General features: G+C 61.8%; 20 protein-coding genes and 2 tRNA genes. 11 read left to right on the top strand and 11 right to left on the bottom strand.

Annotated features, from left to right (window positions below; translation table 11 throughout):
• The first annotated feature begins 90 nt into the window (after positions 1–90).
• Positions 91–651, top strand: coding sequence for a hypothetical protein (locus NPS29_RS01095; RefSeq protein WP_274130162.1), 561 nt, complete (start codon positions 91–93; stop codon positions 649–651).
• A 96-nt stretch (positions 652–747) separates the two neighbouring features.
• On the opposite strand, the gene NPS29_RS01090 is transcribed toward NPS29_RS01095, so the two are convergent.
• The gene (locus tag NPS29_RS01090) at positions 748–930 is read right to left on the bottom strand and encodes a hypothetical protein (protein WP_274130161.1); all 183 of its coding nucleotides are present in this window, start codon (positions 928–930) and stop codon (positions 748–750) included.
• A gap of 237 nt (positions 931–1,167) precedes the next feature.
• The gene (locus tag NPS29_RS01085) at positions 1,168–1,518 is read right to left on the bottom strand and encodes a hypothetical protein (RefSeq protein WP_274130160.1); all 351 of its coding nucleotides are present in this window, start codon (positions 1,516–1,518) and stop codon (positions 1,168–1,170) included.
• A 227-nt stretch (positions 1,519–1,745) separates the two neighbouring features.
• On the opposite strand from NPS29_RS01085, the gene NPS29_RS01080 reads away from it, so the two are divergent.
• The gene (locus NPS29_RS01080) at positions 1,746–2,561 is read left to right on the top strand and encodes a shikimate 5-dehydrogenase (RefSeq protein ID WP_274130159.1); all 816 of its coding nucleotides are present in this window, start codon (positions 1,746–1,748) and stop codon (positions 2,559–2,561) included.
• Between the two features lie 215 nt (positions 2,562–2,776).
• On the opposite strand, the gene NPS29_RS01075 is transcribed toward NPS29_RS01080, so the two are convergent.
• A complete protein-coding gene (locus NPS29_RS01075; protein ID WP_274130158.1) occupies positions 2,777–3,445 on the bottom strand; it encodes a YceH family protein in 669 nt (222 codons plus the stop codon).
• A 119-nt stretch (positions 3,446–3,564) separates the two neighbouring features.
• On the opposite strand from NPS29_RS01075, the gene NPS29_RS01070 reads away from it, so the two are divergent.
• Positions 3,565–4,074 carry a DUF1993 domain-containing protein gene (locus NPS29_RS01070; protein ID WP_274130157.1) on the top strand — a complete coding sequence of 170 codons (510 nt, stop codon included), beginning with the start codon at positions 3,565–3,567 and terminating at the stop codon, positions 4,072–4,074.
• A 77-nt stretch (positions 4,075–4,151) separates the two neighbouring features.
• Positions 4,152–5,309 (top strand): MFS transporter, encoded by a 1,158-nt coding sequence (locus tag NPS29_RS01065; RefSeq protein ID WP_274130156.1) that lies wholly within the window; start codon positions 4,152–4,154, stop codon positions 5,307–5,309.
• On the opposite strand, the gene nhaR is transcribed toward NPS29_RS01065, so the two are convergent.
• On the bottom strand, positions 5,306–6,202 hold the full coding sequence (gene nhaR, locus NPS29_RS01060) for a transcriptional activator NhaR (RefSeq protein WP_274130155.1): 897 nt from the start codon (positions 6,200–6,202) through the stop codon (positions 5,306–5,308). The genes NPS29_RS01065 and nhaR overlap by 4 nt on opposite strands.
• A 127-nt stretch (positions 6,203–6,329) precedes the next feature.
• Here nhaR and NPS29_RS01055 point away from each other — a divergent pair, with 127 nt between their 5' ends.
• Both NPS29_RS01055 and NPS29_RS01050 read left to right on the top strand, forming a co-directional pair.
• Positions 6,330–7,094 (top strand): TerC family protein, encoded by a 765-nt coding sequence (locus NPS29_RS01055; RefSeq protein WP_274130154.1) that lies wholly within the window; start codon positions 6,330–6,332, stop codon positions 7,092–7,094.
• 516 nt (positions 7,095–7,610) lie between these two features.
• Positions 7,611–8,297: a cysteine peptidase family C39 domain-containing protein gene (locus NPS29_RS01050; RefSeq protein WP_274130153.1), complete on the top strand. Its 687-nt coding sequence runs from the start codon at positions 7,611–7,613 to the stop codon at positions 8,295–8,297.
• 148 nt (positions 8,298–8,445) lie between these two features.
• On the opposite strand, the gene NPS29_RS01045 is transcribed toward NPS29_RS01050, so the two are convergent.
• The gene (locus tag NPS29_RS01045; RefSeq protein ID WP_274130152.1) at positions 8,446–9,729 is read right to left on the bottom strand and encodes an NAD(P)/FAD-dependent oxidoreductase; all 1,284 of its coding nucleotides are present in this window, start codon (positions 9,727–9,729) and stop codon (positions 8,446–8,448) included.
• A gap of 205 nt (positions 9,730–9,934) precedes the next feature.
• On the opposite strand from NPS29_RS01045, the gene NPS29_RS01040 reads away from it, so the two are divergent.
• Positions 9,935–10,011, top strand: a tRNA-Val gene (locus NPS29_RS01040).
• A 207-nt stretch (positions 10,012–10,218) separates the two neighbouring features.
• Here NPS29_RS01040 and NPS29_RS01035 read toward each other — a convergent pair.
• The 3 genes from NPS29_RS01035 to NPS29_RS01025 all read right to left on the bottom strand — a co-directional run bounded on the left by NPS29_RS01035 (position 10,219) and on the right by NPS29_RS01025 (position 12,062).
• Entirely contained in the window at positions 10,219–10,437 is a 219-nt protein-coding gene (locus NPS29_RS01035) for a hypothetical protein (protein WP_274130151.1), read from the bottom strand.
• A 153-nt stretch (positions 10,438–10,590) separates the two neighbouring features.
• On the bottom strand, positions 10,591–10,926 hold the full coding sequence (locus NPS29_RS01030; RefSeq protein WP_274130150.1) for a hypothetical protein: 336 nt from the start codon (positions 10,924–10,926) through the stop codon (positions 10,591–10,593).
• Positions 10,927–11,021: 95 nt separating this feature from the next.
• Positions 11,022–12,062: a hypothetical protein gene (locus tag NPS29_RS01025; RefSeq protein WP_274130149.1), complete on the bottom strand. Its 1,041-nt coding sequence runs from the start codon at positions 12,060–12,062 to the stop codon at positions 11,022–11,024.
• A 229-nt stretch (positions 12,063–12,291) separates the two neighbouring features.
• Between NPS29_RS01025 and NPS29_RS01020 the strand changes: the two genes are divergently transcribed.
• The 3 genes from NPS29_RS01020 (at position 12,292) to NPS29_RS01010 (ending at position 13,571) form a co-directional block, all read left to right on the top strand.
• Positions 12,292–12,368 (top strand) — tRNA-Val (locus NPS29_RS01020).
• A 231-nt stretch (positions 12,369–12,599) separates the two neighbouring features.
• Entirely contained in the window at positions 12,600–13,154 is a 555-nt protein-coding gene (locus tag NPS29_RS01015; RefSeq protein ID WP_274130148.1) for a DUF4174 domain-containing protein, read from the top strand.
• A gap of 72 nt (positions 13,155–13,226) precedes the next feature.
• The gene (locus tag NPS29_RS01010) at positions 13,227–13,571 is read left to right on the top strand and encodes a 2-oxoacid ferredoxin oxidoreductase (RefSeq protein WP_274130147.1); all 345 of its coding nucleotides are present in this window, start codon (positions 13,227–13,229) and stop codon (positions 13,569–13,571) included.
• Between the two features lie 567 nt (positions 13,572–14,138).
• On the opposite strand, the gene NPS29_RS01005 is transcribed toward NPS29_RS01010, so the two are convergent.
• Both NPS29_RS01005 and dacB read right to left on the bottom strand, forming a co-directional pair.
• Positions 14,139–14,771 (bottom strand): DUF5666 domain-containing protein, encoded by a 633-nt coding sequence (locus NPS29_RS01005; protein WP_274130146.1) that lies wholly within the window; start codon positions 14,769–14,771, stop codon positions 14,139–14,141.
• Positions 14,772–14,919: 148 nt separating this feature from the next.
• Positions 14,920–16,386: a D-alanyl-D-alanine carboxypeptidase/D-alanyl-D-alanine endopeptidase gene (gene dacB, locus NPS29_RS01000; protein WP_274130145.1), complete on the bottom strand. Its 1,467-nt coding sequence runs from the start codon at positions 16,384–16,386 to the stop codon at positions 14,920–14,922.
• 317 nt (positions 16,387–16,703) lie between these two features.
• Between dacB and NPS29_RS00995 the strand changes: the two genes are divergently transcribed.
• Positions 16,704–17,048, top strand: coding sequence for a YggL family protein (locus NPS29_RS00995; RefSeq protein ID WP_274130144.1), 345 nt, complete (start codon positions 16,704–16,706; stop codon positions 17,046–17,048).
• A 68-nt stretch (positions 17,049–17,116) separates the two neighbouring features.
• Here the strand turns inward: NPS29_RS00995 and NPS29_RS00990 are convergent, their stop codons facing one another.
• The gene (locus NPS29_RS00990) at positions 17,117–20,749 is read right to left on the bottom strand and encodes a transporter substrate-binding domain-containing protein (RefSeq protein WP_274130143.1); all 3,633 of its coding nucleotides are present in this window, start codon (positions 20,747–20,749) and stop codon (positions 17,117–17,119) included.
• Positions 20,750–20,752 lie beyond the last annotated feature (3 nt).

Genomic DNA, 20,752 nt, shown 5'->3' with positions numbered 1-20,752 from the left:
TGCGCCGATATTCATGGCACTCGGGGCAGCCACCGATTAGCATTCCACGCCATCGAAACCATTCATTCGAATTGACCTAGGAGTTGTGCAATGCCCAAAGGGTTTATCAGCAAGGACTACGCCGCCCTGGTGTTTGTCGCGGTAGTCGTTGCGGTGCTCTTGCTGGTGGCGGGTTTGTTTGTCAGGCCGTCCGACTGGGCAGGCTGGATCCAGGCCATCGGTTTGATCGTCGGCCTGATGATGGCCGTCACCGTGCCTGCCATCCAGCGCCGCCAGGACCTGGCAGCCCGGCAGAAACAACTGCGTGACCGCGAAACCGGCTACGCACGCCGCATGCAGTACCTGTGTGGCGAGCTGAACGAGTTGCTGGCCAGGATCACGGTCAACCTGGTGCATCTGCGCGCCACTGACCGCCACCGTTTGCAGCGCACCCTGGAGGATTACCTGCACCGCCTGTTCGAGTCCCACAAGCTGGACCAGAACGATGACCGCGTGGTGATCGCCCATGAGTTGCGACTGGTGGCCAACGACATGATCGAGGAACTCGAAAGCGGTCGATCCGATCGCGTGGTGCTGGGCGCCCTGGAAAAGCGCCTGCAGAAACTGGCCCATAGTTGCCAGGTCAACGCGACCCAGGCCGAGCGCATCTGAGCCAGGCGAATCGCAGCCAAAAAAAAGCCCGCGTCAGGGATGCGGGCTAAAGGGAAGTGCGGAGCAACGCACGATTCAGGGAAGAGCGAATTCGTTTCAGCCGTTGAGCTGACGGGTTTCCAACTGTTGCGACAGTGCTTGTGCCGCAGGCAGTGACGACAGAGGACCGCTGACAGGCTCGCCGTTGTGCATCAGGTACCAGCACGCCAGCAGGCCGCGTTCACGAAGCTGTGCGGGGACTGCGCTGCCAACTACCGACATGATTTGAACCTTGGTCATAAGTGCCTCCATCAATCTATGGCGCTACTTTACGGCCGGGCTCGGGCGAGCAGAAATCACTGCTCTCGATAGTCGTCATTGACGAGCCAGAGGTCAGTTCCTTATCAAGGACGCATGAAGGATCAGACGGGCGCTCTTGCGTACAAAGCACCCATGAACGACAACCCCGCCTTGATAGCGGGGTTGTCGTTTGTGTGCTGCCGATGAAAACCGGAAGCTTGCGGGGTCAGCCAGCCGTTACCAGCGGCCGCCACCGTGGTAATAGCCGTGGGGCGGGCCGTAGTAGCGAGGCGGGCCGTAGTAGGCCGGGCCGTATACCACCGGACGTTCAACCACGTAGGCCGGCTGCACGTAGACAGGCGGTGGAGGTGGTGGCGCGTAATACACAGGCTGCGGCGGTGCCACATACACCGGGGCTGGCGCTGCATACACAGGGCCTGACGCCACGGCTGCACCCACAACGCCACCGACGACTGCGCCGATCACTGCCGCTCCGCCCCAGCCCGGGCCGCCGCCATGGGCTTGAGCCTGACCTGCAAGGGCGAGGGCACCTAACAACAAGGCAACCTTGGGGATGTGACGAATCATGACTGTTCCTCGGGTGTTCAGTCCCGTTGTCGCCAGCCTGCGTTACGCTCAGGCAATGCCACGGGATAACTTCTCAGACAACGGGTTTCAGGAATTCTGCGAAGCCGTTGCGTAAATTTTGTGTAAGGTATTCGACAACATTGAGAACAATTGCTCGGGTTTGTGCCGCAAGCGATTGAATTCTACGCTGTTGTCCTGGTGTTCACTAATACCGTTCAGGAGATTTCATGTTCCATACCCCAACCAGGGAAACCCTGCTGTGTATGTCGCTGGCCGCCCGGCCGGGCAACTTCGGTGTGCGCTTTCACAATCACTTGTACGAGCAGTTGGGGCTGAATTTCTATTACAAGGCCTTTGCGCCGACTGACTTGCCCGCAGCCATCGCCGGGATGCGTTCGTTGGGCATTCGCGGCTGTGGGGTGTCGATGCCGTTCAAGGAGGCGTGCATAGCGCTGGTGGACGAGATGGACGCTTCGGCGGCGGCGATTGAGTCGATCAATACCATCGTCAACACGGATGGCCATCTGAAGGCCTACAACACCGATTACATCGCGGTGGCGCAACTGGTCGACAGTCACAAGGTGCCCCGCACCCGGTTTGCCCTGCGCGGCAGCGGCGGCATGGCCAAGGCCGTGGCCTGCGCCATGCGCGATGCGGGGTTCACCGATGGGCTCATCGTTGCGCGCAACGAGCAGGCGGGCAGGGCGCTGGCGCGCACCTGTGGGTTTGAGTGGCAGCCTGAACTGGGCGCCGAGCGTGTGCCGCTGCTGGTGAACGTGACGCCATTGGGGATGATCGGCGATCAGGCCGAGGCCCTGGCGTTTGACGTGGACGCCATCGAGGCGGCGGACACCGCGTTCGACGTGGTCGCCAGCCCTGCGCGCACGCCGTTTATCCTTCATGCCGAAAAGCATGGCAAGCAGGTGATTACCGGGGATCAGGTCGCGGCGATCCAGGCGCTGGAGCAGTTCATTCTGTACACCGGCGTGACACCGAGCGAGGAGCAATATCAGGCGGCCGCAGCGTTCGCCCGGGCGATTTGACGGGTTGCCCTGTCCCTGTGGGAGCGGGCTTGCCCGCGAAGGTGTCGTGTCATACGACCATGGGGTGACTGGCCGTACGCCTTCGCGGGCAAGCCCGCTCCCACAGATGGCCATCGTGCTGCGGGCAAACTCATTCCGTAGCAGCCGGGCTTGCCCGCGGGGGCGTCCGTGAGATCGCCCCCAGCCGGCAAGCCGTGCAGCTACGGGTGAACGGGTTAGCCCTCCAGCCGGGCCAGGCGTTCTTCCAGTGCGGCGATGCGCGCTTCCAGTTCCTCGACGCGCTCGGCCAGCGCCGGGTTGCCGCTGCTGGCGCGTTCCACGGGGTTGTGCCGTGCCGCGACAATCGCCTCCATGTCCGCCGGATCGCCCAGGGTGTGCATGTAGCGGTCTTCGCGCTGGCCGGCCTGTTTCGGAATCAGCACCGCCAGCCCGCGAGCGATCAAACGCTCGAGTTGGTGAACCACCGCGTCGCTGTCGTCGAAATCGTGCATGCGGTTGCTGCGGGTCAGCAGTTCGTTGACTGTCTGCGGGCCGCGTAGCAGCAACAGCCCGGTGAGGATCACCTGCGCCGGCACCAGCTCCAGGGTCTTGTCGACACGGTGCTCCCAACGGTCGGCGCGGCTGCCCATGACCAGCCGGGTCAACTGATGCCCCTCCAGCGCCCGCAGGCTCTGCCCGACTTGCCCGGGCGTGAGGTTCATCACCGGCTCGCGGCTGGTTTTCTGGTTGCAGGCCAGTACCAAAGCGTTGAGCGTCAGGGGATAGGTCTCGGGATTGGTGGCCTGTTTTTCGATCAGGCAGCCCAGGATGCGCACCTCAAAGCTGTTCAGTTGCAGGGCGGCTGCGTCATCGCCAGTGTTTTCAGAATCCGGTTCGGTGGACATGACCCTTTCCCTAAGCGTTGAAAAGGCTATGAGGGTAGGGTCTGGATGAGGTAAAAGACAAGCCGCGTCAGCATGCACTGCATGTCTTTTCATTGCGACTCAACCCATCAGGAACTGCCATGACCATTTCTCTCTACGCCGCTTCGATTCCTGTGTTCAAACAGATGCTAACCGCCCTGGGCGCGGTGCTGAAAAAAGGCGAAGAGCACGCCGCCGCCAAAAACATCCAGCCTGATGCCCTGCTGCAGGCGCGTCTGTTCCCGGACATGTTCCCGCTGGTGAAACAGGTGCAGATCGCGGTCGACTTCGCCAAGGGTGCCGGTGCGCGCCTGTCCGGCATCGAGCCGCCGAAATATGAAGACACCGAAACCACCTTCGCCGAACTGCAGGCTCTGCTGTCCAAGGTCCTGGCATTCCTGGACACCATCACCCCGGATCAGGTCGATGGCAACGAAGAGCGCGAAATCGTCCTGCGCCCAGGCACCGACAAAGAGAAGCGCCTGAGCACCCAGAAATACCTGCTGCATTACTCCCTGCCGCAGTTCTTCTTCCACGTCACCACCACTTATGACCTGCTGCGTCACAACGGTGTGGAAGTCGGCAAGCGCGACTACATGGGCACTTTCTAAGCGTTCACCGCTACTGCTCAGTGTCACCCGACCGACCGCTCCGTGAGGACTGGTCGGTTCGTCTTTCTGGAGATTCGATGTTTTTCCCAATTTACCTGTTGTCAGCCGCAGGCTTCACGGTGCTGACCACAGAGTTCGTCATCGTCGGCCTGTTGCCGGCCATCGCCCGCGATCTGGCGGTTACCATCCCCCAGGCCGGGCTACTGGTCACGCTGTTCGCTTTCACCGTCGCCTGCTTCGGGCCGTTCCTGACCGCCTACTTCTCACGCTTCGAACGCAAGCGTCTGTTCATTTCGGTGCTGATCATGTTCGGGGTGGCCAACGCTGTTGCGGCGATGGCGCCGAACATAGGCGTCATGGCCATTGCCCGGCTGATTCCGGCGCTGGGGTTGCCGGTGTTCTGGGCGCTGGCCAGTGAAACGGCGGTGGACATCGTCGGCCCTGACCACGCCGGCCGCGCCATTGCCAAGATTGGCTTCGGTATCGTCTGCGCCACGGTGTTCGGCATTCCGGTCGGCACCCTGATTTCCGACGCCTTCGGCTGGCGCAGCGCCTTTGCGATCCTGTCGGTGGTGGCCTTCGCCAAGGCCTTGCTGCTCTTCATCTACCTGCCGCGCAGCGTGCACAAGGATCAGGCGTCTTTTCGCAGCCAGTTCGCCATCCTGCGCAGCAAGCTGATGCAGGGCCATGTGCTGCTGTCGGTGCTGGTGTTCAGCGGCATGTTCACGGCCTACACCTACCTTGCCGACATGCTCGAACGCCTGGCCGGATTCAACGGCACGGTAGTGGGCTGGTGCCTGATGGGCTTCGGCGCGGTGGGACTGGTGGGCAACTCCCTGGGCGGGCGCCTGGTGGATCGTCACCCGCTGATCGCCAGCCTCACGTTCTGCACCTTCATGATCGGCGGCATGGTCACCGTGGTGCCGAGCATGCATTCGGTGCCGGCGCTGGCCCTGGCGCTGGCAGTCTGGGGTGTGACCCAGGCGGCGTTGTTCCTGGTCAGCCACGTGCGCCTGATGAAGGCCGCGCCACAGGCTCCGGCCTTCGCCGCCTCGCTGAACATTGCCGGCGGCAATCTGGGGATCGGCCTGGGAGCCCTCATCGGCGGCCGGGTCATCGACCACCTGGGGCTGGACAACCTGGGCTTCGCCGCCGCAGGCATCATTCTGCTGGCGATCCTGCTGGCGTTGCTGCTCATGACCGCCAGGCCTGACGCCGAGCCCTGCAACGCTTAGTCAGTGAATAGCTGCTGCCTCGCACCCTCGGTAATCGCCACGATGCCAGGGTGCTTGACCTTGCGCTCGACTGAGATCGCGTAAAACGACTCGGTCACCGCATCTGTCTGGCCGATCAGCTCGACGTCGTACTGCTCCATCACCTCGTCGGCAATCACGCTTGGGGCGATGAAGATCCCGCTGCCGGATTTGCCAAAGGCCTTCATCAAGGCACTGTCGTCGAACTCGCCGACGATCCGCGGCTGCACGTTCTGCTCGGCGAACCAGCGCATCAGGCGGCTGCGCACCACGGTCTGCTGTCCAGGCACCAGCAGCGGCGCACCTTGCATGTCATGGGGGAAGTTCTGGCCATGGGCCCTGGCCAGGGCTGCCGTGGCAAAAAAACTGATGCCGCATTCCCCCAGTTTCTGGCTGTAGCCCTTGATGTCCAGATGGGACGGCATGGGGCTGTCGGAGATCACCAGGTCCAGGCGCTGAATGGCCAGGTCCGCCAACAGCCGCTCCAGTTGATCCTCGCGGCAGGTGATGCGCAGCGGCTCGTTCAGCGTCATGGTCGGGGCAAGCAGGCGATAGACGATGGACTTGGGCACCACGTCGGCCACACCGACCCGAAACAGGATCTGCTGTTCATCCGGCTGGGCACGCAGCAAGGTTTCCAGCTCGCCACCCAGTTGAAACATCTGCTCGGCGTAGGGCAGGGCGATGCGTCCGGTTTCGGTCAGTTCCAGCCGCCGTCCGACGCGCTTGAACAGCGCCACGCCATAGGTCTGTTCCAGCAGGCTGATCTGCCCGCTGATGGTCTGCGGCGTGAGGTTCAACTGCTCGCAGGCGCGCACGATGCTGCCGGTCTTGGCCACCACCCAGAAGTAATGCAGTTGCCGATAATTGAGCATCAGACGACAGGCCCTTCAATACTTCGTAATAACCGAAGTATATACCTGAAAAATACGAATTTTCCTGAAGTGTTTGCCTCCCTAGAATGCCGCCTATCTTCTCGAACCGTATCAGGATGTGTAGAGCATGGAATATCTTCTGGAACTGGCGGCAAGCCCCACGGCGTGGATCGCTCTGGCGACGTTGGTGGTCATGGAAATCGTGCTGGGTATCGATAACCTGATCTTCATCTCGATCCTGACCAACAAGCTGCCGGTGCACCAACGCACCAAGGCGCGCCGGGTCGGCATCAGCATGGCGTTGATCCTGCGCCTGGGCCTGCTGACCACCGTGGCCTGGATCGTCCAGTTGACGGAGCCGGTCATTGACATCCTGGGGCAGGTGTTCTCATGGAAGGACATGATCCTGATCGCCGGTGGCCTGTTCCTGGTGTGGAAGGCGACCACCGAGATCCATCACAGCATGGATGCCAAGACCGAAGAGGAAAAAACCGTTTCCAGCACCGTGACCATGGGCATGGCGGCTGCGATCGGGCAGATCCTGATGCTGGACCTGGTGTTCTCCATCGACAGCATCGTGACCGCTGTCGGCATGACCGAACACTTGCCGATCATGGTGATCGCGGTGATCGCGGCTGTCATCGTGATGCTGGTGGCGTCCGAGCCCCTGGCCAAATTCATCAATGACAACCCTACGGTCGTGATGCTGGCGCTGGGCTTCCTGATCATGATCGGCATGACGCTGATCGCCGAAGGCTTCGGCGCCCATGTACCCAAAGGGTATGTGTACACCGCGATGGCGTTCTCGGCCCTGATCGAGGGCCTGAACATGCTGGCCCGTCGGGCGAAGCAGAAGAAGGCGGACGCCCAGGCTCAGGTTCAGAAGGTCTGAGTCAGGCCCGGGGTTAAACGCCACGCCATTGAAAACGGTCGGGATGGGAACACCATCACCGACCGTTTTGTCATTTCAGCTATGGATCCGAGTCAGAAAAAGTTTCAGTGCGCGTGGGCGTGACGATGTTTGCGCGACGGCGCCTGAGCGGGTTTCACATTCGCGTGGGTACGGTGTTGCGGATGATGGCGGCGGGATATGCGCATCACACCCCACAACATAGCGCCAGCGACAGCCAGCCACGCAGCGATCAACATCACAATGGTCATTCCGAGGCTCATGGATTCCTCCGGTCTTTTCTTTTCGTCTCATTGTAACCGACAGTCTAGTACGCCCGTTGTTGCTGAAAATTGACCGAAGGTCGAGAGGGCAGGACCGATTTGTTCTATCCCGGCCTCCTGACTGCATGTTGAGGCTATACCCGGACGGGCTGCGGTTCTATGATCGGCGCTCGGCCGGGTCGCGGGTTGCCCGGCGCCAGACAAGCGAGTGAACAACGTGTCGGTACTGTCTCGAATGGATAGCTCTGCAATCAAAAGGACGTGGTGGGCAATGGGCCTGGCCCTGTTTCTGGCCGGCTGCGCGGATTCCCACGGCTACAAACCCGGGTACCCGGCGATGTACAAGACCCTGCCGGACCGGGTCGAGATCAACTCGGTGCCGTTCTTCCGTGGCCAGGCCTTCCAGAGCGGCCCCAATGCGCTGGCCAGCATGTTGACCGTGCATGGCGTGCAGACCACCCCGGGCCTTCTGGAAAAACCGCTGAAGTTGCCGGGTGCAGAAGAAAAGCTCGACCAGAACATGAGCAACCTGGCCCGTGAGTATGGCTTTGTGGTGTACCCGGTGGACCATCAGTTCACCGACCTGCTGGCTCAGGTGGCGGCGGGTTATCCGGTGCTGCTGCGTTTCTCGGAGGGTTCGATGTGGTGGAAGGACCAGCGCTATGGCGTGCTGGTGGGCTTCAACCAGAACAAGCGCACGGTGCTGATTTACACCGGGCTTGGGCGGCTTACGGTGAGCTTTGACGAGTTCACCTCTGACTGGAACAACGCCGGCAACTGGGCGGTGCTGGTGCAGAGCCCACGGCAGTTGCCCACACCGGTAGACCGCGACCGCTGGCTCAAGGCCGCCAATGACCTGGCGCAAGCCGGGCAGGAGCAAGCGGCAGGGGAAGCGGTGAAGGCGATCAACAACGCCAGGTGACGGCGGGTGCGCGGTCCGCTCATGCCTGTGGGAGCGGGCTTGCCCGCGAATGCGTCAGGACTGACGATGTGATGGTGGCTAATCCGACGCCTTCGCGGGCAAGCCCGCTCCCACAGTTCCCCGCCGTCGCCTGCAAGCCGGATCGCGGTCAGAACCCCAGCTTGTCCCGCAAGCTGTAATACCAGGCGCCCATCGCCGTCAACGGTGTACGCAGCAGCTGCCCGCCCGGGAACGGGTAATGCGGCAGGCCGGCGAAGGCGTCGAAGCGCTCGGCCTGGCCGCGCAGCGCTTCGGCCAGTACCTTGCCCGCCAAATGGGTGTAGGTCACGCCATGGCCGCTGCAGCCCTGGGAGTAATAGATGTTGTCGCCCAGACGCCCCACCTGCGGCAAGCGCGACAGGGTCAGCAGGAAATTGCCGGTCCAGGCGTAGTCGATCTTCACGTTCTTGAGCTGCGGGAAAGCCTTGAGCATCTTGGGCCGGATGATCGCCTCGATGTTCGCCGGGTCACGCGCGCCATACACCACGCCGCCACCGAAGATCAGACGCTTGTCGGCGGTCAGGCGGTAGTAGTCGAGCAGGTAATTGCAGTCCTCGACGCAATAGTCCTGAGGCAACAGGCTGCGCGCCAGTTCTTCGCCCAATGGCTCGGTGGTGATCACCTGCGTGCCGCAAGGCATCGATTTGGCCGCCAGTTCCGGCACCAGATTGCCCAGATAGGCGTTGCCCGCAACAATGATGAATTTCGCCCGGACCTTGCCCTGTGCAGTGTGCACGACGGGGTTCGCACCACGATCGATGCGAACCGCCGCCGATTGCTCGTAGATGACGCCACCCAGCGATTCCACCGCTGCCGCTTCACCGAGGGCCAGGTTCAGCGGATGGATGTGGCCGCCACTCATGTCGAGCATGCCGCCGATGTACTCGTCGCAGGCCACGACTTCACGAATGCGCCGCTTGTCCATCAGTTCCAGCTGGGTATGCCCGTAGCGCTCCCAAAGCTTTTTCTGCGACTCCAGATGGCCCATCTGCTTGGGGGTGAGCGCGGCAAACACGCCGCCGTCCTTGAGGTCGCACTGGATGTGATATTTGGCCACGCGTTCGCGTATGATGCGCGCACCCTCGAACGCCATCTGGCCCATCAGTTGCGCCTGTTTGGGGCCGACCGTGCGTTCGATGACGTCGATGTCGCGGCTGTAGCTGTTGACGATCTGCCCGCCATTGCGACCCGAGGCGCCGAAGCCGACCTTGGCGGCTTCCAGAACGGTGACCTTGAAACCGTTTTCCAGCAGGAACAGGGCGCTCGACAACCCGGTGTAACCGGCACCGATGACGCACACATCGGTTTCCACTTCGCCTTGCAGCATGGGCCGGGCAGGGGCGGAATTGGCCGAGGCGGCGTAGTAAGACTGAGGGTATGCGGTGTTCGTCATCCTGTAAGCCCCTGTTTTATATTTTAAACGAATGCGTCGATCCTACCTGAGATAACAGGGCGCCACCAGCGGGTTCGAGGGGTAAAAGTGTCTTAGATATGTGCCACTTGGCCCGCATGTCGTTCGAAATTCCATAGTATTCAAAGAGTTGTGAAAATTACCGCTTGACAGTTTGTCGAATATTCGTAGAATGCCAACCCACAGCAGGCACGTAGCTCAGTTGGTTAGAGCACCACCTTGACATGGTGGGGGTCGTTGGTTCGAGTCCAATCGTGCCTACCAGATAAATCCGCCCTGCTGGCGGTAACGAAAAGGGCGATCCGAAAGGGTCGCCCTTTTTTGTTGTACCTGTCTCAGGCACGCGGCGGGATGAGTTCAGGCTTCTGAAACGTGCGCTAGCAATTTGATATCAAGCCAGTCAAAAAATGCGTGCTTCACCTCGATCGCCATGGAATGCGACATGACTGAAGCAGTGCTGGTTGCGTTGCGCTAACCCTTGGCGCGTACGATGCGGCCCGCCCTGATTTCGTCGACGTAAGCGCGTAGCCTGTCGGCATCCCGGTATTGCTGGTTCATCAGGTGCAGCACGGCGACCACGTCCACATCATCGATGCTCTCGGCCAGCCGGCTGATTTCTCCTGCGGTTCGTTCAAGATTGCCGGCGATGGCGTTCAGATCGCGCTTGAATTCCAGCGCTGACTTTTTCATTCCCACGGTATCGATCCCCCCAGGACAGAACTTGGTTAGCCCTGTCCCGTCTTAACAGCGCAGCATAACAACGGCGTGATAGTAGCCGTTGTCAGGGGCGTTATCCGTCGGACAATTCCGTGATAGAGGTAGGTGATTTCTGAACGCTACAGCTCAACCGCCAACACCGCCCGCGCTCGAAGAGCTGCCTGACGACCCCTTGGAGTTGCTGCCGGTAGAGCCGCTACCGGTGGTGTCGCCGCCGGGAAGGTCCGCGTCATTGTTGCGGGTGTCAGTGCCGGTATTCATGCCTCGACGAATGCCAGTAGCTGGATCGCCTTTGTCCTGATCGGTGCCCTGGCGCTGCATGTCGGCCCCTTGGGTTCTGGGGTCCACGCCCATTTGTGATGGCGTGGGGCCCATCTCCGGTGCTGCCGCTCCCGCCAGTGTGGTCAGGGAGGTGATGCTCAGTGCACAACCCAATGCCAGTGCCGCAAATGATGTGTTCATCAGGAGATCTCCATGTCTTAGGTCCTGTCCTGATGTTGGGCTGTCGGATCTCGAACATAGTGCCATCATGGCGACCAGCGGCAGTCCGGCGCCGATCATGGTGTCAGGGGAGGCGGTGTGTCGGGGACAACGGTTTCCAGGGATGACGGCAATAACGGCGCATCGCCCAGGCTGCCTTCGATCTCTCCTGCCAGGTAATACACCCCGGACATGACGCCGAATTCCGGGTTGTCGATCAGGCTGCGCTTCTTGTCATTGAGCGCTGTATAGAGGCTGTTGCGCATCTGTTCTTCCATCGAGGCGCGTTCGTTCTGATGGGTGATGGCACCGAACCCGGCCATACCCACCGAAATCATCAGCCCGGCGACCCTGCCGACGGCCGCCGCAATGGCACTGGCGGCGCCCCGGGGCGCAAGGCTGGCTTCGAGTTTTTCGCTGGAGCGAATGGCGACCGAGGAGATTCCCGCATCAGGCCTGCCGGCTTCCGGTCCTGTCGCGGCCCGGTGGATACGCTCGATGAGGGCGATGTAAGCGGGCAGCTTCACCAAGGGTTCGGCATGCACCAACTGGTACAGGGTGGCGTCGCTGCTGGACGGTGGCGCAAGGGAGATGGCCGGAATGTCGTTCAGGTGCGCGGCGAACTGGTCGTCGGGAATGTTGTGCTGCTGTGCAATCTGCGGCAACTGCTGGCCCAGTTGCTGGATGTAATACGCCGTTGCCTGATGGGTGACCGCTTCGGGGTCGATCTGTTTGGACACAGGGTCGAGCACGCGTTCGTGATATTGCTCTTGCAGGTAGGCATCCAGGCGCTGGGCGGCGGTCGGCTCACCTTTTTTAGCGCTGACTTTGTACCAGCTCACTTTCAGAGTCAGCCACTGCTGGGTCCAGTAACCGGCGAACCAGGGGATGAAGTGCGTCTCGGTTCGCTGGTAGACGCTGTCCATCCAGCTGTCCATGGTCTGGGTGGCGTACTGGCGGGCGGGAAGGGTCGCGTTCTTGGACGCCGCAACGATTTCCTGATCCACCTGATGCCAGGTCTCGGCGGGAATCTGGACGGCGGCGGGCGCAGGTTTGTGAGCGGATGCGCAGCTGGCGAGTATCACTATCACGGGAAACAGCAGGGCGCGCACGTTCACGATGGCAGTCCCCTGGGTGTCTGGGCAATCGATCCGCAGCAGGCCCGAGCGGGCAAGCCACTGGTTTTTCCAGTATAGGCAGTGAAAAAGCCGGGGGCTCTGCGGGTGAGAACTTCCCGAGCCTGCGAGGTGGGCGACGGGCACCGCAAAAAATTCGCATATTCATAGGGTTAGTGTGAAAAAAGACGTTGACACACTTTTGAAATTCCGTAGAATGCCGCCTCACAGCAGGCACGTAGCTCAGTTGGTTAGAGCACCACCTTGACATGGTGGGGGTCGTTGGTTCGAGTCCAATCGCGCCTACCAAACAAAATCCGCTCTGCTGGGCGGTGACGAAAAGGGCGAATCGAAAGATTCGCCCTTTTTTGTTGTCTAGAATTTATCGACCTTCAACGCCCGTCATACGAGGGGCATGCACCTTTGGGCGATATCCAGCCGCCTGCTTTCCCGAAAAAAATCCTGATTTTTCAATCCATCGGCTGGACCTTTTGCCACGATGCGCGATCATCAGTGCATGGATTTCGAAAGGAGGTGCGTATGTTAAGTCGGTCACTGACCCTTGCCATTCTGTTTGCCGTGTCCAGCCCGTTGCTGGCGGCCGACAGCGATACCCCACTGGCCCAGGAGCGTGGCAGGTCTCGTCCGTTGATCATCATCGCCTCAAGTTCGGTGGACCCGACGCTGGTGAGCCTCAAGAAGAGTCTCGACGAGCCGGCCAACAAGGAGGCCTTCACCAAGCGCAACATGGTTCTCTATACCATCGTCAACATGATGGGCAAGCGTGACGGCAAGGACATGGACGCCCAGTCGACCATGGCGTTGATCCGCGATCTCAAGCTGGGTGCGCGGGCGGGCTCCGAGGCGCAGGTGATTCTGGTGGGCAAGGACGGCGAGACGAAGATCGACCACAAGGGCGCCATCGATCCCAAGGAGATTTTCAGCACCATCGACCAGATGCCGATGGCCGAGAAAGAGGCCGCCGCGGCGGCACCGGTTGCCCCTGCCGCCGAGCCCAAGGCGGCTGCGAACGGCAAGCCCGGCAAGGCTGGCAAGGGTGCTGCGTCCGCTCCGCCGGCGCCGCTGGATGACTGACCGGGTGTGACAAAGATAGGGGCGGCTTTGGCTTGCTGCTAATATCGCTCCTTTTTGATCGAAAGGACTGTCATGAAACACTGGGCGGGAGCTGTAGCGCTGGCGATGCTGGCGGGGTGCATGAGCTTGAATTCGACGCGTTCGGCGGGGCCGGTGCAGGTTTATGCCAGTCAGAAGCCTGCGGTTGCGGTGGCTGAGTGCATCAAGGTGACCTGGGCCAATGTGCAGATGTTCGGCGATGTGGCGGATGTGTTCATGGACAAGGGCAAGCCGGGTGAGTTTACGGTCTATACCACTGAGGGTGAGTATTTTGCCGATGTGGCGGGCAAGGGTGGTTCGACGGCGATCAGTTTCTATGCCAAGGCGGGTGGCAAGGCTGTAGATCAGCGTGGGGCGGCGTTGGCTACTTGTCTTTGATTTGCTGAAGGTTGCTTAGCGTGGCTGATCGTTCACACGCTCCGCGTGGGAATGCCTTGGGTGACGCTCTGCGTCACCGGGGACGCTTGGATGGGGTGTATATCCGTTCTCTCTGGAGGTTCGGGTTATGCCTTCCGCCCTTACGGCGGGTCACTTTTTCCAAGAGCTGAAAAAGTAACCAAAAAAGCCCTGCGACAGGCTGGGCCTCGACTTCGTCTCGGTTCCCTCCCTCCGGCGCCGTTCCGGGGGCACGCCATGATGGGCCATCCATGGCCCGCACGGCTTTCGCGGCTTCCTGCCGCTCATCCCCCTCCACGACACCTGCGCTCGGCCTGGCGCCTTGACGTCGCGTTCGGCGGCGCCTGTGCCATCGCGCACCAAGATCAAAAGCCTTGGTTGTACACCGTCCCGTAGCAGCACGGCTTGCCGGCGGGAGCGATCTCAAGGACGCCGTCGCGGGCAAGCGCGCTCCTACAGACATAGACACAACCCGTAGCAGTCCGGCTTGCCGGCGTCGGCGGTTTTCAGGCCGCCTCCCGCCAGCAAGCTGACTTCCGCGAGGCCTTTTTACATCGGCGGGGTCACGCCATTCTCACCCGCTGAAATAGACATCGCGTTCAATGCGCCGTCTTCGGCTTTCTGGGCCTGGAGCACGATTTTCACGCCGGGTTTGAGCAGGGTGCGGTCGGCCGGTACCAGGTTGACGATGGGCACGTCGTCGGGGATGACGATTTTCTTCTGGCCGCCTTTGTAGTTCACGGTGATGGTGCGGCCATTGCTGTTGACCAGGTCGCCGACGGAGCCGTTGGTCATGGTGCTGTCCTTGCCCAGGTCGAACGCGCGGTGGCCGTCGCCGGTGCCTGCCATTTCGGGCGGGAAGACGTGGACTTCCAGTGCCTTGAGGGTGCCGTCCGCTTGCGGAACGGCGGCTGAGCCTACGTAGCTGCCGGGCTTGATGTCGGCGACCTGGGCGAGGGTCACGCCGCGTACCTGGGTGTCTTTGGTCAGGTTGACCTGCAAGTCTTCGCCGCGATTGCTGTGCACCTTGAGTACGTCGCCATCGACAGCGGTGATCGCGCCGCGCACTCGGGTGGGTTTGGCGTCGTCGGCGAAGGAGGGGATGGCCATGAGCAGGGCTGACGCCAGCAGGCTGGAGGTCAGCAGGGTGTCGAGCAGTCGTTTGCCGGGGGTGAGTTTCATGGTGGTCACAGTCCTGTGGGTCGGAGCGAGTGACTGAGCATAGCGCCGCTGCTGGGCGCTGTTCATGACGTCTGTGTCAGAAACGGCAGTGGGCAATGGGCAAAAAAACCGATCCAGCGAGGGATCGGTCTTTTTCACGACAGAGGCGTTACTGCTGCAGCGAGATCGTGGTGTTCGCCAGTTTTGGCTGGTTGAACATGCTCACCAGCACTTCATCGAGAATCGACGAGGCGCCCCATGGACGTGGGTCGTTGAGGATGGCGACCACGGCCCAGGTGTTGCCGTTGCTGTCACGGCTGAAGCCCGAGATGGCGCGCACGGTGTTCAGGGTGCCGGTCTTGATGTGGGCTTCGCCACGCAGCGCGGTGCGTTTGAGGCGCTTGCGCATGGTGCCGTCCATGCCGGCCAGCGGCAAGGAGCTCATGAACTCGGCTTGATACGGGCTGTTCCAGGCGGCTTGAAGCATCTGCGCCATTTCCCGGGCGCTGACACGTTCGGCGCGGGACAGGCCCGAGCCGTTCTCCATTACCAGGTGCGGGGCGGTGATGCCTTTCTTCGCCAGCCACTGGCGGATCACTCGCTGCGCAGCCTTGGCATCGTCGCCGTCGGCCTCGTTGCGGAACTCCGAACCCAGGCTCAGGAACAGTTGCTGGGCCATGGTGTTGTTACTGAACTTGTTGATGTCGCGAATGATTTCAGCCAGATCCGGTGAGTAGGCCTTGGCCAGCAGTTTGGCGCTGCCCGGCACGACGTCCAGGCGGTCCTTGCCCAGGATGGTGCCGCCCAGTTCCTGCCAGATCGCGCGCACCGCGCCTGCGGTGTAGGTCGGATGATCGAGCAGCGACAGATAGGTTTGCGAGTTGCAGCCGTCACCCAGTTGACCGGACACCGTCACGGTAATGCCGCCGTCGGCTTCCGGCACCGGGTTGTACAGCACGTCACCGGTGCACTTGTTCGACGCCAGCGCCTTGACCTGGTTGTTGATGCGGATCGCGGCAATCGGCGGCTCCACCGACACCAGAATCTTGCCGCCGTCGTTGCGGGTCACGAAGCGCAGGGCCTTGAGGTTGACCATCAGCGAGTCGGGGCGCACCAGGAACGGTTTGTTCTTGTCGTTGCCGTCATCGTCGAACACCGGCAGTTGCGGCTGGACGAAGTGGCTGCGGTCGAGCACCAGGTCACCGGTCACCTGCTGTACGCCGTTGGCGCGCAGGTCACGCATCAGCAGCCAGAGCTTTTCCATGTTCAGCTTCGGGTCGCCGCCACCCTTGAGGTACAGGTTGCCGCGCAGCACGCCGTTGCTCAGGGTGCCATCGGTGTAGAACTCGGTCTTCCACTGGTGGGTTGGGCCGAGCATTTCGAGTGCCGCATAGGTGGTGACCAGCTTCATGGTCGAGGCCGGGTTGACGGAGACGTCGGCGTTGAAGACGGTCGGGGTACCCGGCCCGGTCAGTGGCAGCAACACCAGTGACAGTGCGTTGCTGTCGAGTTTGCTGGCCTTGAGGGCCTGCTCGACCTTGGGCGGCAGCGCGGTATTGATGGGGGCGGCAGAAACGCAGAAAGAAATCGGCAGAAGCAGGGAGGCGAGAAACAGGGGACGCAAAGATTTGATCATTCAATAAAACCCTACTGCAAGACCAGATGGAGAGGGGATGGATTCCCTCATGACTCAAAGAACCGGAACGGGTGAAAAAGTCCCGCGCCGCCGGAAGGCACAGAAGCCCTCCGATAAAGCGGCATTATGCCGCAAGCTTTGGTGACTTGCGCCAGAGTATCGCCGTCAAAAGCGGCTATTTTTGCAAATGCCTGCCGATTGTCACGTTAAAACCTGACTTTCTGCGCTGTGTCGTCGGGCGACGGCGTGGTTTTCGGGCTTTTGGGCGCCCAAGCTGGTAGAGTGCCGCCCGATATTTACTTTTGAGGATTGTTTCCATGGCGACTAATCGTTCCCGCCGTCTGCGCAAAAAACTGTGCGTCGATGAATTTCAGGAACTGGGCTTTGAATTGAACCTGGAGTTCAAGGAAGACCTGGACGATGCGGCGGTCGATGCCTTCCTCGACGCTTTCCTGGAAGAGGCGATGGATGCCAACGGTCTGGACTACGTTGGCGGCGATGACTACGGTCTGGTGTGCTCGGCCAAGCGTGGCTCGGTCACCGAAGAGCAGCGCGCCACCGTCGAAAGCTGGTTGAAAGCTCGCAGCGAAGTGACCAAGGTCGAAGTCAGCCCGCTGATGGATGCCTGGTACCCTGAGAAGCCGATCAACCCGGTTGCCTGATTGCTACCGCGTTGAACAAGGGGAAGCAGGCGTCGAGCCTGCTTCCCTTTTTGCTTTCTGCGACCCTGTCAGCGCTGCTGGTGCTGTAACAGCCCCTGTTCCAGCGCGGCCATGGCCTCGACGAGGCGCTGTCCCAATGGGGCGAGCAGCGTTTCACCGGCGTGGTCGTCGCACGCCAGTTCCAGTTGCCCGCACAAATCGATCACCCGGCCCGCGCTGATGATCTTCGCCGCGCCCTTGATCTTGTGCGCGACGTCATGAATCTCCTGCCTGTCACCCCGTGCACTCGCCTGGACCAGTTCGGCGGCGTCGTCACGGCAACTGCGGATCAACTGGTCGATCAGGTGCTGGATCATTTCCGGGCGATCCCCGGTCAATGCCACGATGCTGCTCATCTCGAAGGGCGGGCTGCCGCGCTGCTGCTCCGGGCGCCCTGGGCGCACGCCGACCCGTGACAGGCGATCATTGAGCGCGCTCAGGCTGATGGGTTTGAACAGGCAGTCGTCCATGCCCGCCTCGCGGCAGCGCTGCTTCTCTTCGGGCTGGGCGTTGGCGGTGAAGCCCAGCACGATGCAGGGTGCAAGGCCTTGCTCCTGTTCGTGGGCGCGGATGGCGCGCGCCAGGTCATAGCCGTTCATCACGGGCATGTTGCAATCGACGATGACCAGATCGAAATGGCGGGCCAGCCAGTGCTCCAGCCCCTCGGCGCCCTGTTCGGCGATCTCGCAACGATGCCCCAGGAATCCCAGTTGCTGACACAGCAACAGGCGGTTGGCGGGATGGTCGTCGACCACCAGGATGTCCAGTGTGGCCGCGCCGTGGGCGTCGTTTTCCTTTGGCGCGGGCAGGTTGGCCAGGGGGTCCAGGGTCATCAGCTCGAAGGTCATCTGCACCCGGGTTCCGACGCCCGGCTGGCTGTCCAGGGTCAGGGTCCCGCCCATCATTTCGCACAGGCTGCGGCAGATCACCAGGCCCAGCCCGGCGCCGGTCCTTGCCAGTTGCCCGCTGTTGTCCGCCTGGGCGAAGGGGGCGAACAGGCGCTGCTGGTCTTCGTCGGAAATCCCGATGCCGCTGTCCTGGATGACCACCACCAGGCGGATCAGCTGTTCACTGGTGGCGTCCTCGCTCTGCAGGCTGATGCGAATCTGCCCCTGCGGGGTGAACTTGATCGCGTTGCTGATCAGGTTGGAGAGAATCTGCTTGAAGCGCAGCGGGTCGATCAGCACGTCGATGTTGGTCCGGCTGTCCAGGTCCAGTTGCAGGGTCAGGCTCTTCTGCCGGGCAAGGCCGTCGAACACCCGGACCACCGACTCGACCAGTTGGCGCAGGTTGGCGCGTTCGGGACTGAGGGTCAGGCGGCCTGACTCGATGCGGGCGATGTCGAGAATATCGCCGATCAACTCCAGCAGGTCCTTGGCCGAACTGTAGGCGACCTCAATGGCGGGGCGGTCGAGCTGGCCCTGATCGGCGCGCTTGAGGGCCAGTTCCAGCATGCCGATGACGGCATTCATGGGGGTCCTGATTTCGTGGCTCATGGTTGCCAGGAAGGTGCTCTTGGCCCGGTTTGCGTCGTCGGCCTGCTGCTTGGCCGATTGCAGGTCCTCGATCAACTGGCGCCGTTCGCTGATGTCGATCCAGCCGCCGATGATGCCCTGGACCTTGCCCAGGGAATCACGGAACGGCAGGATCCAGTGATAGATGGTCAGCGAGCGGTCGCCGATATGCAGCGAGCGGTCCAGGATCAGCGGCGCGCCATCGGTCATCACCTGCTGATAGTCGGCAACGTACTGGCGGGCCTCCTGGGCATCGCTGAGCACGCCGTCCAGGATGGTCTTGCCGATCACCTCTTCGCGCCTGGCCGAAAACGCCGTCAGGTAGCTCTCGTTGCACATCTGCAACAGGCCCTTGCGATCGCGCACGTAGATGGGGTGCGGCGTGCCGTTGACCAGCGCGCTCATGAATTCGAACTGATCGCTGAGCGCCCGTTCTGCTCGCTCGCGCTGTTTGATCTGGCGGCGCATCCAGGCGTTCCAGGCCAGCGAGCCGAGCAGCAGCAAGCCCGCACCGACGACGATCTGGTAGACCAGCAACTGGTAGTCCTGCCAGGCGCCGCGGCTGGGTGGGATGTAGGTTCTCCAGCGGTTGTTGATCACGGCCAGGTCTTCGGGTGCGATGCTCGACAGGGCCTTGTCGATGATGGCCGTGAGCTCGGTGGCATTGCGCGAGGTGGCCATCGCGATGCGTGCCGGCTCCTGGCCTACCGTGACGCGCATTTGCAAATCGTTCTGCAGGGCCCGGGAAGAGATGTAGTAGCTGGCGCTGAACAGCGAAGTGACGGCGCCTTCGACCCGGCCGTGGGCAAGCATGTCCAGTGCCTGTGGCGGGTTGTCGACTTCCACCGGATAGATGCGCGGATGCTCTCGCCGCAGGTAGGGCAGGGTCGGGCTGCCGAGGGCCAGGGCCACGCGTTTGCCATCCAGTTGTTCAAGGTTGGCGGGGCTCGCCGGCTCCTTGCGGGTGACCAGCACGAAGGCGTTGTCCATGTACGGGCGACTGAAATTGAAGCGTGCCTCGCGCTCGTCGCTGGGCGCCAGCGCGCCGATCAGGTCGGCCTGGCCCTGGCTCACGCGGTTCATCATGTCGGCCATGCTGGGTGCGCGGCTGACTTCGAATTGCAGGCCGGTGCGCAGGCGGATCAGGTCGAGCAGGTCGGCGGTCACCCCGCGAAAGTTGCCGCTGGCATCGAAGAAGGTCAGGGGGGCGTAGGCGTCGTTTATCAGCACGCGCACCTTGGGGTGCTGGGCGATCCAGCGCTCTTCGCGCTGGGTGAGCAGCAGTTTCTGATCGGTCAGCAGCAGGTCGGTGCCCGCTCCCCAGCGTTTGGAGATGGCAATGCGTTCGTCGATCGGGATGCCCTTGAGCACCAGGTTGACTACGTCCAGCAACGCTGTGTTGTCCGCGCGCACGGCAAAGCTGAAGCCGTTGGCCTCGTGCTTGCCGAAGTTGGCCATCTGGATGTTGTTGAGATAGCCCTTGCTGATGACGTAATGCGTGGAGATGGCATCGCCCAGGAAAACGTCGGCCTGATTGAAGGCCACGGCGTTGATCGCGCTCTGGAACGAGGGAAAGAGTTCCAGCCGGGCCTTGGGGTACAGCGCCCTGATGTCGTCCGGCGGCAGGTAGTGGTACGCCATGCTCAAGCGCAGGCCGTTGAGGCCGTCGGTCAGGGACCGGGCCTCACCGGTGCGGGTGACCAGCACCGGCTGATCGACCGCGTAGGGCGACGACAGGGTGATGCGACCCGTGGCGGCCTCGTAGCCATTGGCGCTGCCCAGCAGGTCGATCTGGCCGTCGACGAGGGCGTCGATGGCCTGGTCCCGCGTTTCGAAGCGCAGGACCTTGACCGGCAGCTCCAGGGCGCGGCCCAGGATACCGGCGTAGTCTGCGGTGAAGCCTTCGTAATCGTGACCGGTCAGGGTCATGTCGAACGGGGGGTAGTCCGGAGCGGTCGTGCCCAGGATCAGTTCGCGCTTGTTGCGCACCCACTGCCATTGGGTTCGATCCAGCGTGACGTCCATGTGCGCCGGATTGGAACGACTCAGCAGGGTGTAACGTTCGGCCGCATGGGCCTGGGTCTGAGCGGTCAGGCTCAGACAGGCGAGTGCGGCTGCTATGCAGTAGTCCTTTAGCCCCTTCGACATCCT

It is taken from the genome of Pseudomonas putida (assembly GCF_028682175.1).
In the GTDB taxonomy this organism is placed as follows: domain Bacteria; phylum Pseudomonadota; class Gammaproteobacteria; order Pseudomonadales; family Pseudomonadaceae; genus Aquipseudomonas; species Aquipseudomonas putida_AD.
The sequence above is the reverse complement of the archived record's forward strand: the minus strand, read 5'-3'. Positions and strand labels throughout refer to the sequence as shown.

Coding starts and splice junctions, on each gene's coding strand:
- NPS29_RS01095 (WP_274130162.1), top strand. CDS start 91: ATGCCCAAAGGGTTTATCAGCAAGGACTACGCCGCCCTGGTGTTTGTC.
- NPS29_RS01055 (WP_274130154.1), top strand. CDS start 6,330: ATGGAATATCTTCTGGAACTGGCGGCAAGCCCCACGGCGTGGATCGCT.
- NPS29_RS01050 (WP_274130153.1), top strand. CDS start 7,611: ATGGATAGCTCTGCAATCAAAAGGACGTGGTGGGCAATGGGCCTGGCC.
- NPS29_RS01070 (WP_274130157.1), top strand. CDS start 3,565: ATGACCATTTCTCTCTACGCCGCTTCGATTCCTGTGTTCAAACAGATG.
- NPS29_RS01065 (WP_274130156.1), top strand. CDS start 4,152: ATGTTTTTCCCAATTTACCTGTTGTCAGCCGCAGGCTTCACGGTGCTG.
- NPS29_RS01085 (WP_274130160.1), bottom strand. CDS start 1,518: ATGATTCGTCACATCCCCAAGGTTGCCTTGTTGTTAGGTGCCCTCGCC.
- NPS29_RS01005 (WP_274130146.1), bottom strand. CDS start 14,771: ATGAAACTCACCCCCGGCAAACGACTGCTCGACACCCTGCTGACCTCC.
- NPS29_RS01035 (WP_274130151.1), bottom strand. CDS start 10,437: ATGAAAAAGTCAGCGCTGGAATTCAAGCGCGATCTGAACGCCATCGCC.
- dacB (WP_274130145.1), bottom strand. CDS start 16,386: ATGATCAAATCTTTGCGTCCCCTGTTTCTCGCCTCCCTGCTTCTGCCG.
- NPS29_RS01075 (WP_274130158.1), bottom strand. CDS start 3,445: ATGTCCACCGAACCGGATTCTGAAAACACTGGCGATGACGCAGCCGCC.
- NPS29_RS01080 (WP_274130159.1), top strand. CDS start 1,746: ATGTTCCATACCCCAACCAGGGAAACCCTGCTGTGTATGTCGCTGGCC.
- NPS29_RS01090 (WP_274130161.1), bottom strand. CDS start 930: ATGACCAAGGTTCAAATCATGTCGGTAGTTGGCAGCGCAGTCCCCGCA.
- nhaR (WP_274130155.1), bottom strand. CDS start 6,202: ATGCTCAATTATCGGCAACTGCATTACTTCTGGGTGGTGGCCAAGACC.
- NPS29_RS01030 (WP_274130150.1), bottom strand. CDS start 10,926: ATGAACACATCATTTGCGGCACTGGCATTGGGTTGTGCACTGAGCATC.
- NPS29_RS01010 (WP_274130147.1), top strand. CDS start 13,227: ATGAAACACTGGGCGGGAGCTGTAGCGCTGGCGATGCTGGCGGGGTGC.
- NPS29_RS00990 (WP_274130143.1), bottom strand. CDS start 20,749: ATGTCGAAGGGGCTAAAGGACTACTGCATAGCAGCCGCACTCGCCTGT.
- NPS29_RS00995 (WP_274130144.1), top strand. CDS start 16,704: ATGGCGACTAATCGTTCCCGCCGTCTGCGCAAAAAACTGTGCGTCGAT.
- NPS29_RS01015 (WP_274130148.1), top strand. CDS start 12,600: ATGTTAAGTCGGTCACTGACCCTTGCCATTCTGTTTGCCGTGTCCAGC.
- NPS29_RS01045 (WP_274130152.1), bottom strand. CDS start 9,729: ATGACGAACACCGCATACCCTCAGTCTTACTACGCCGCCTCGGCCAAT.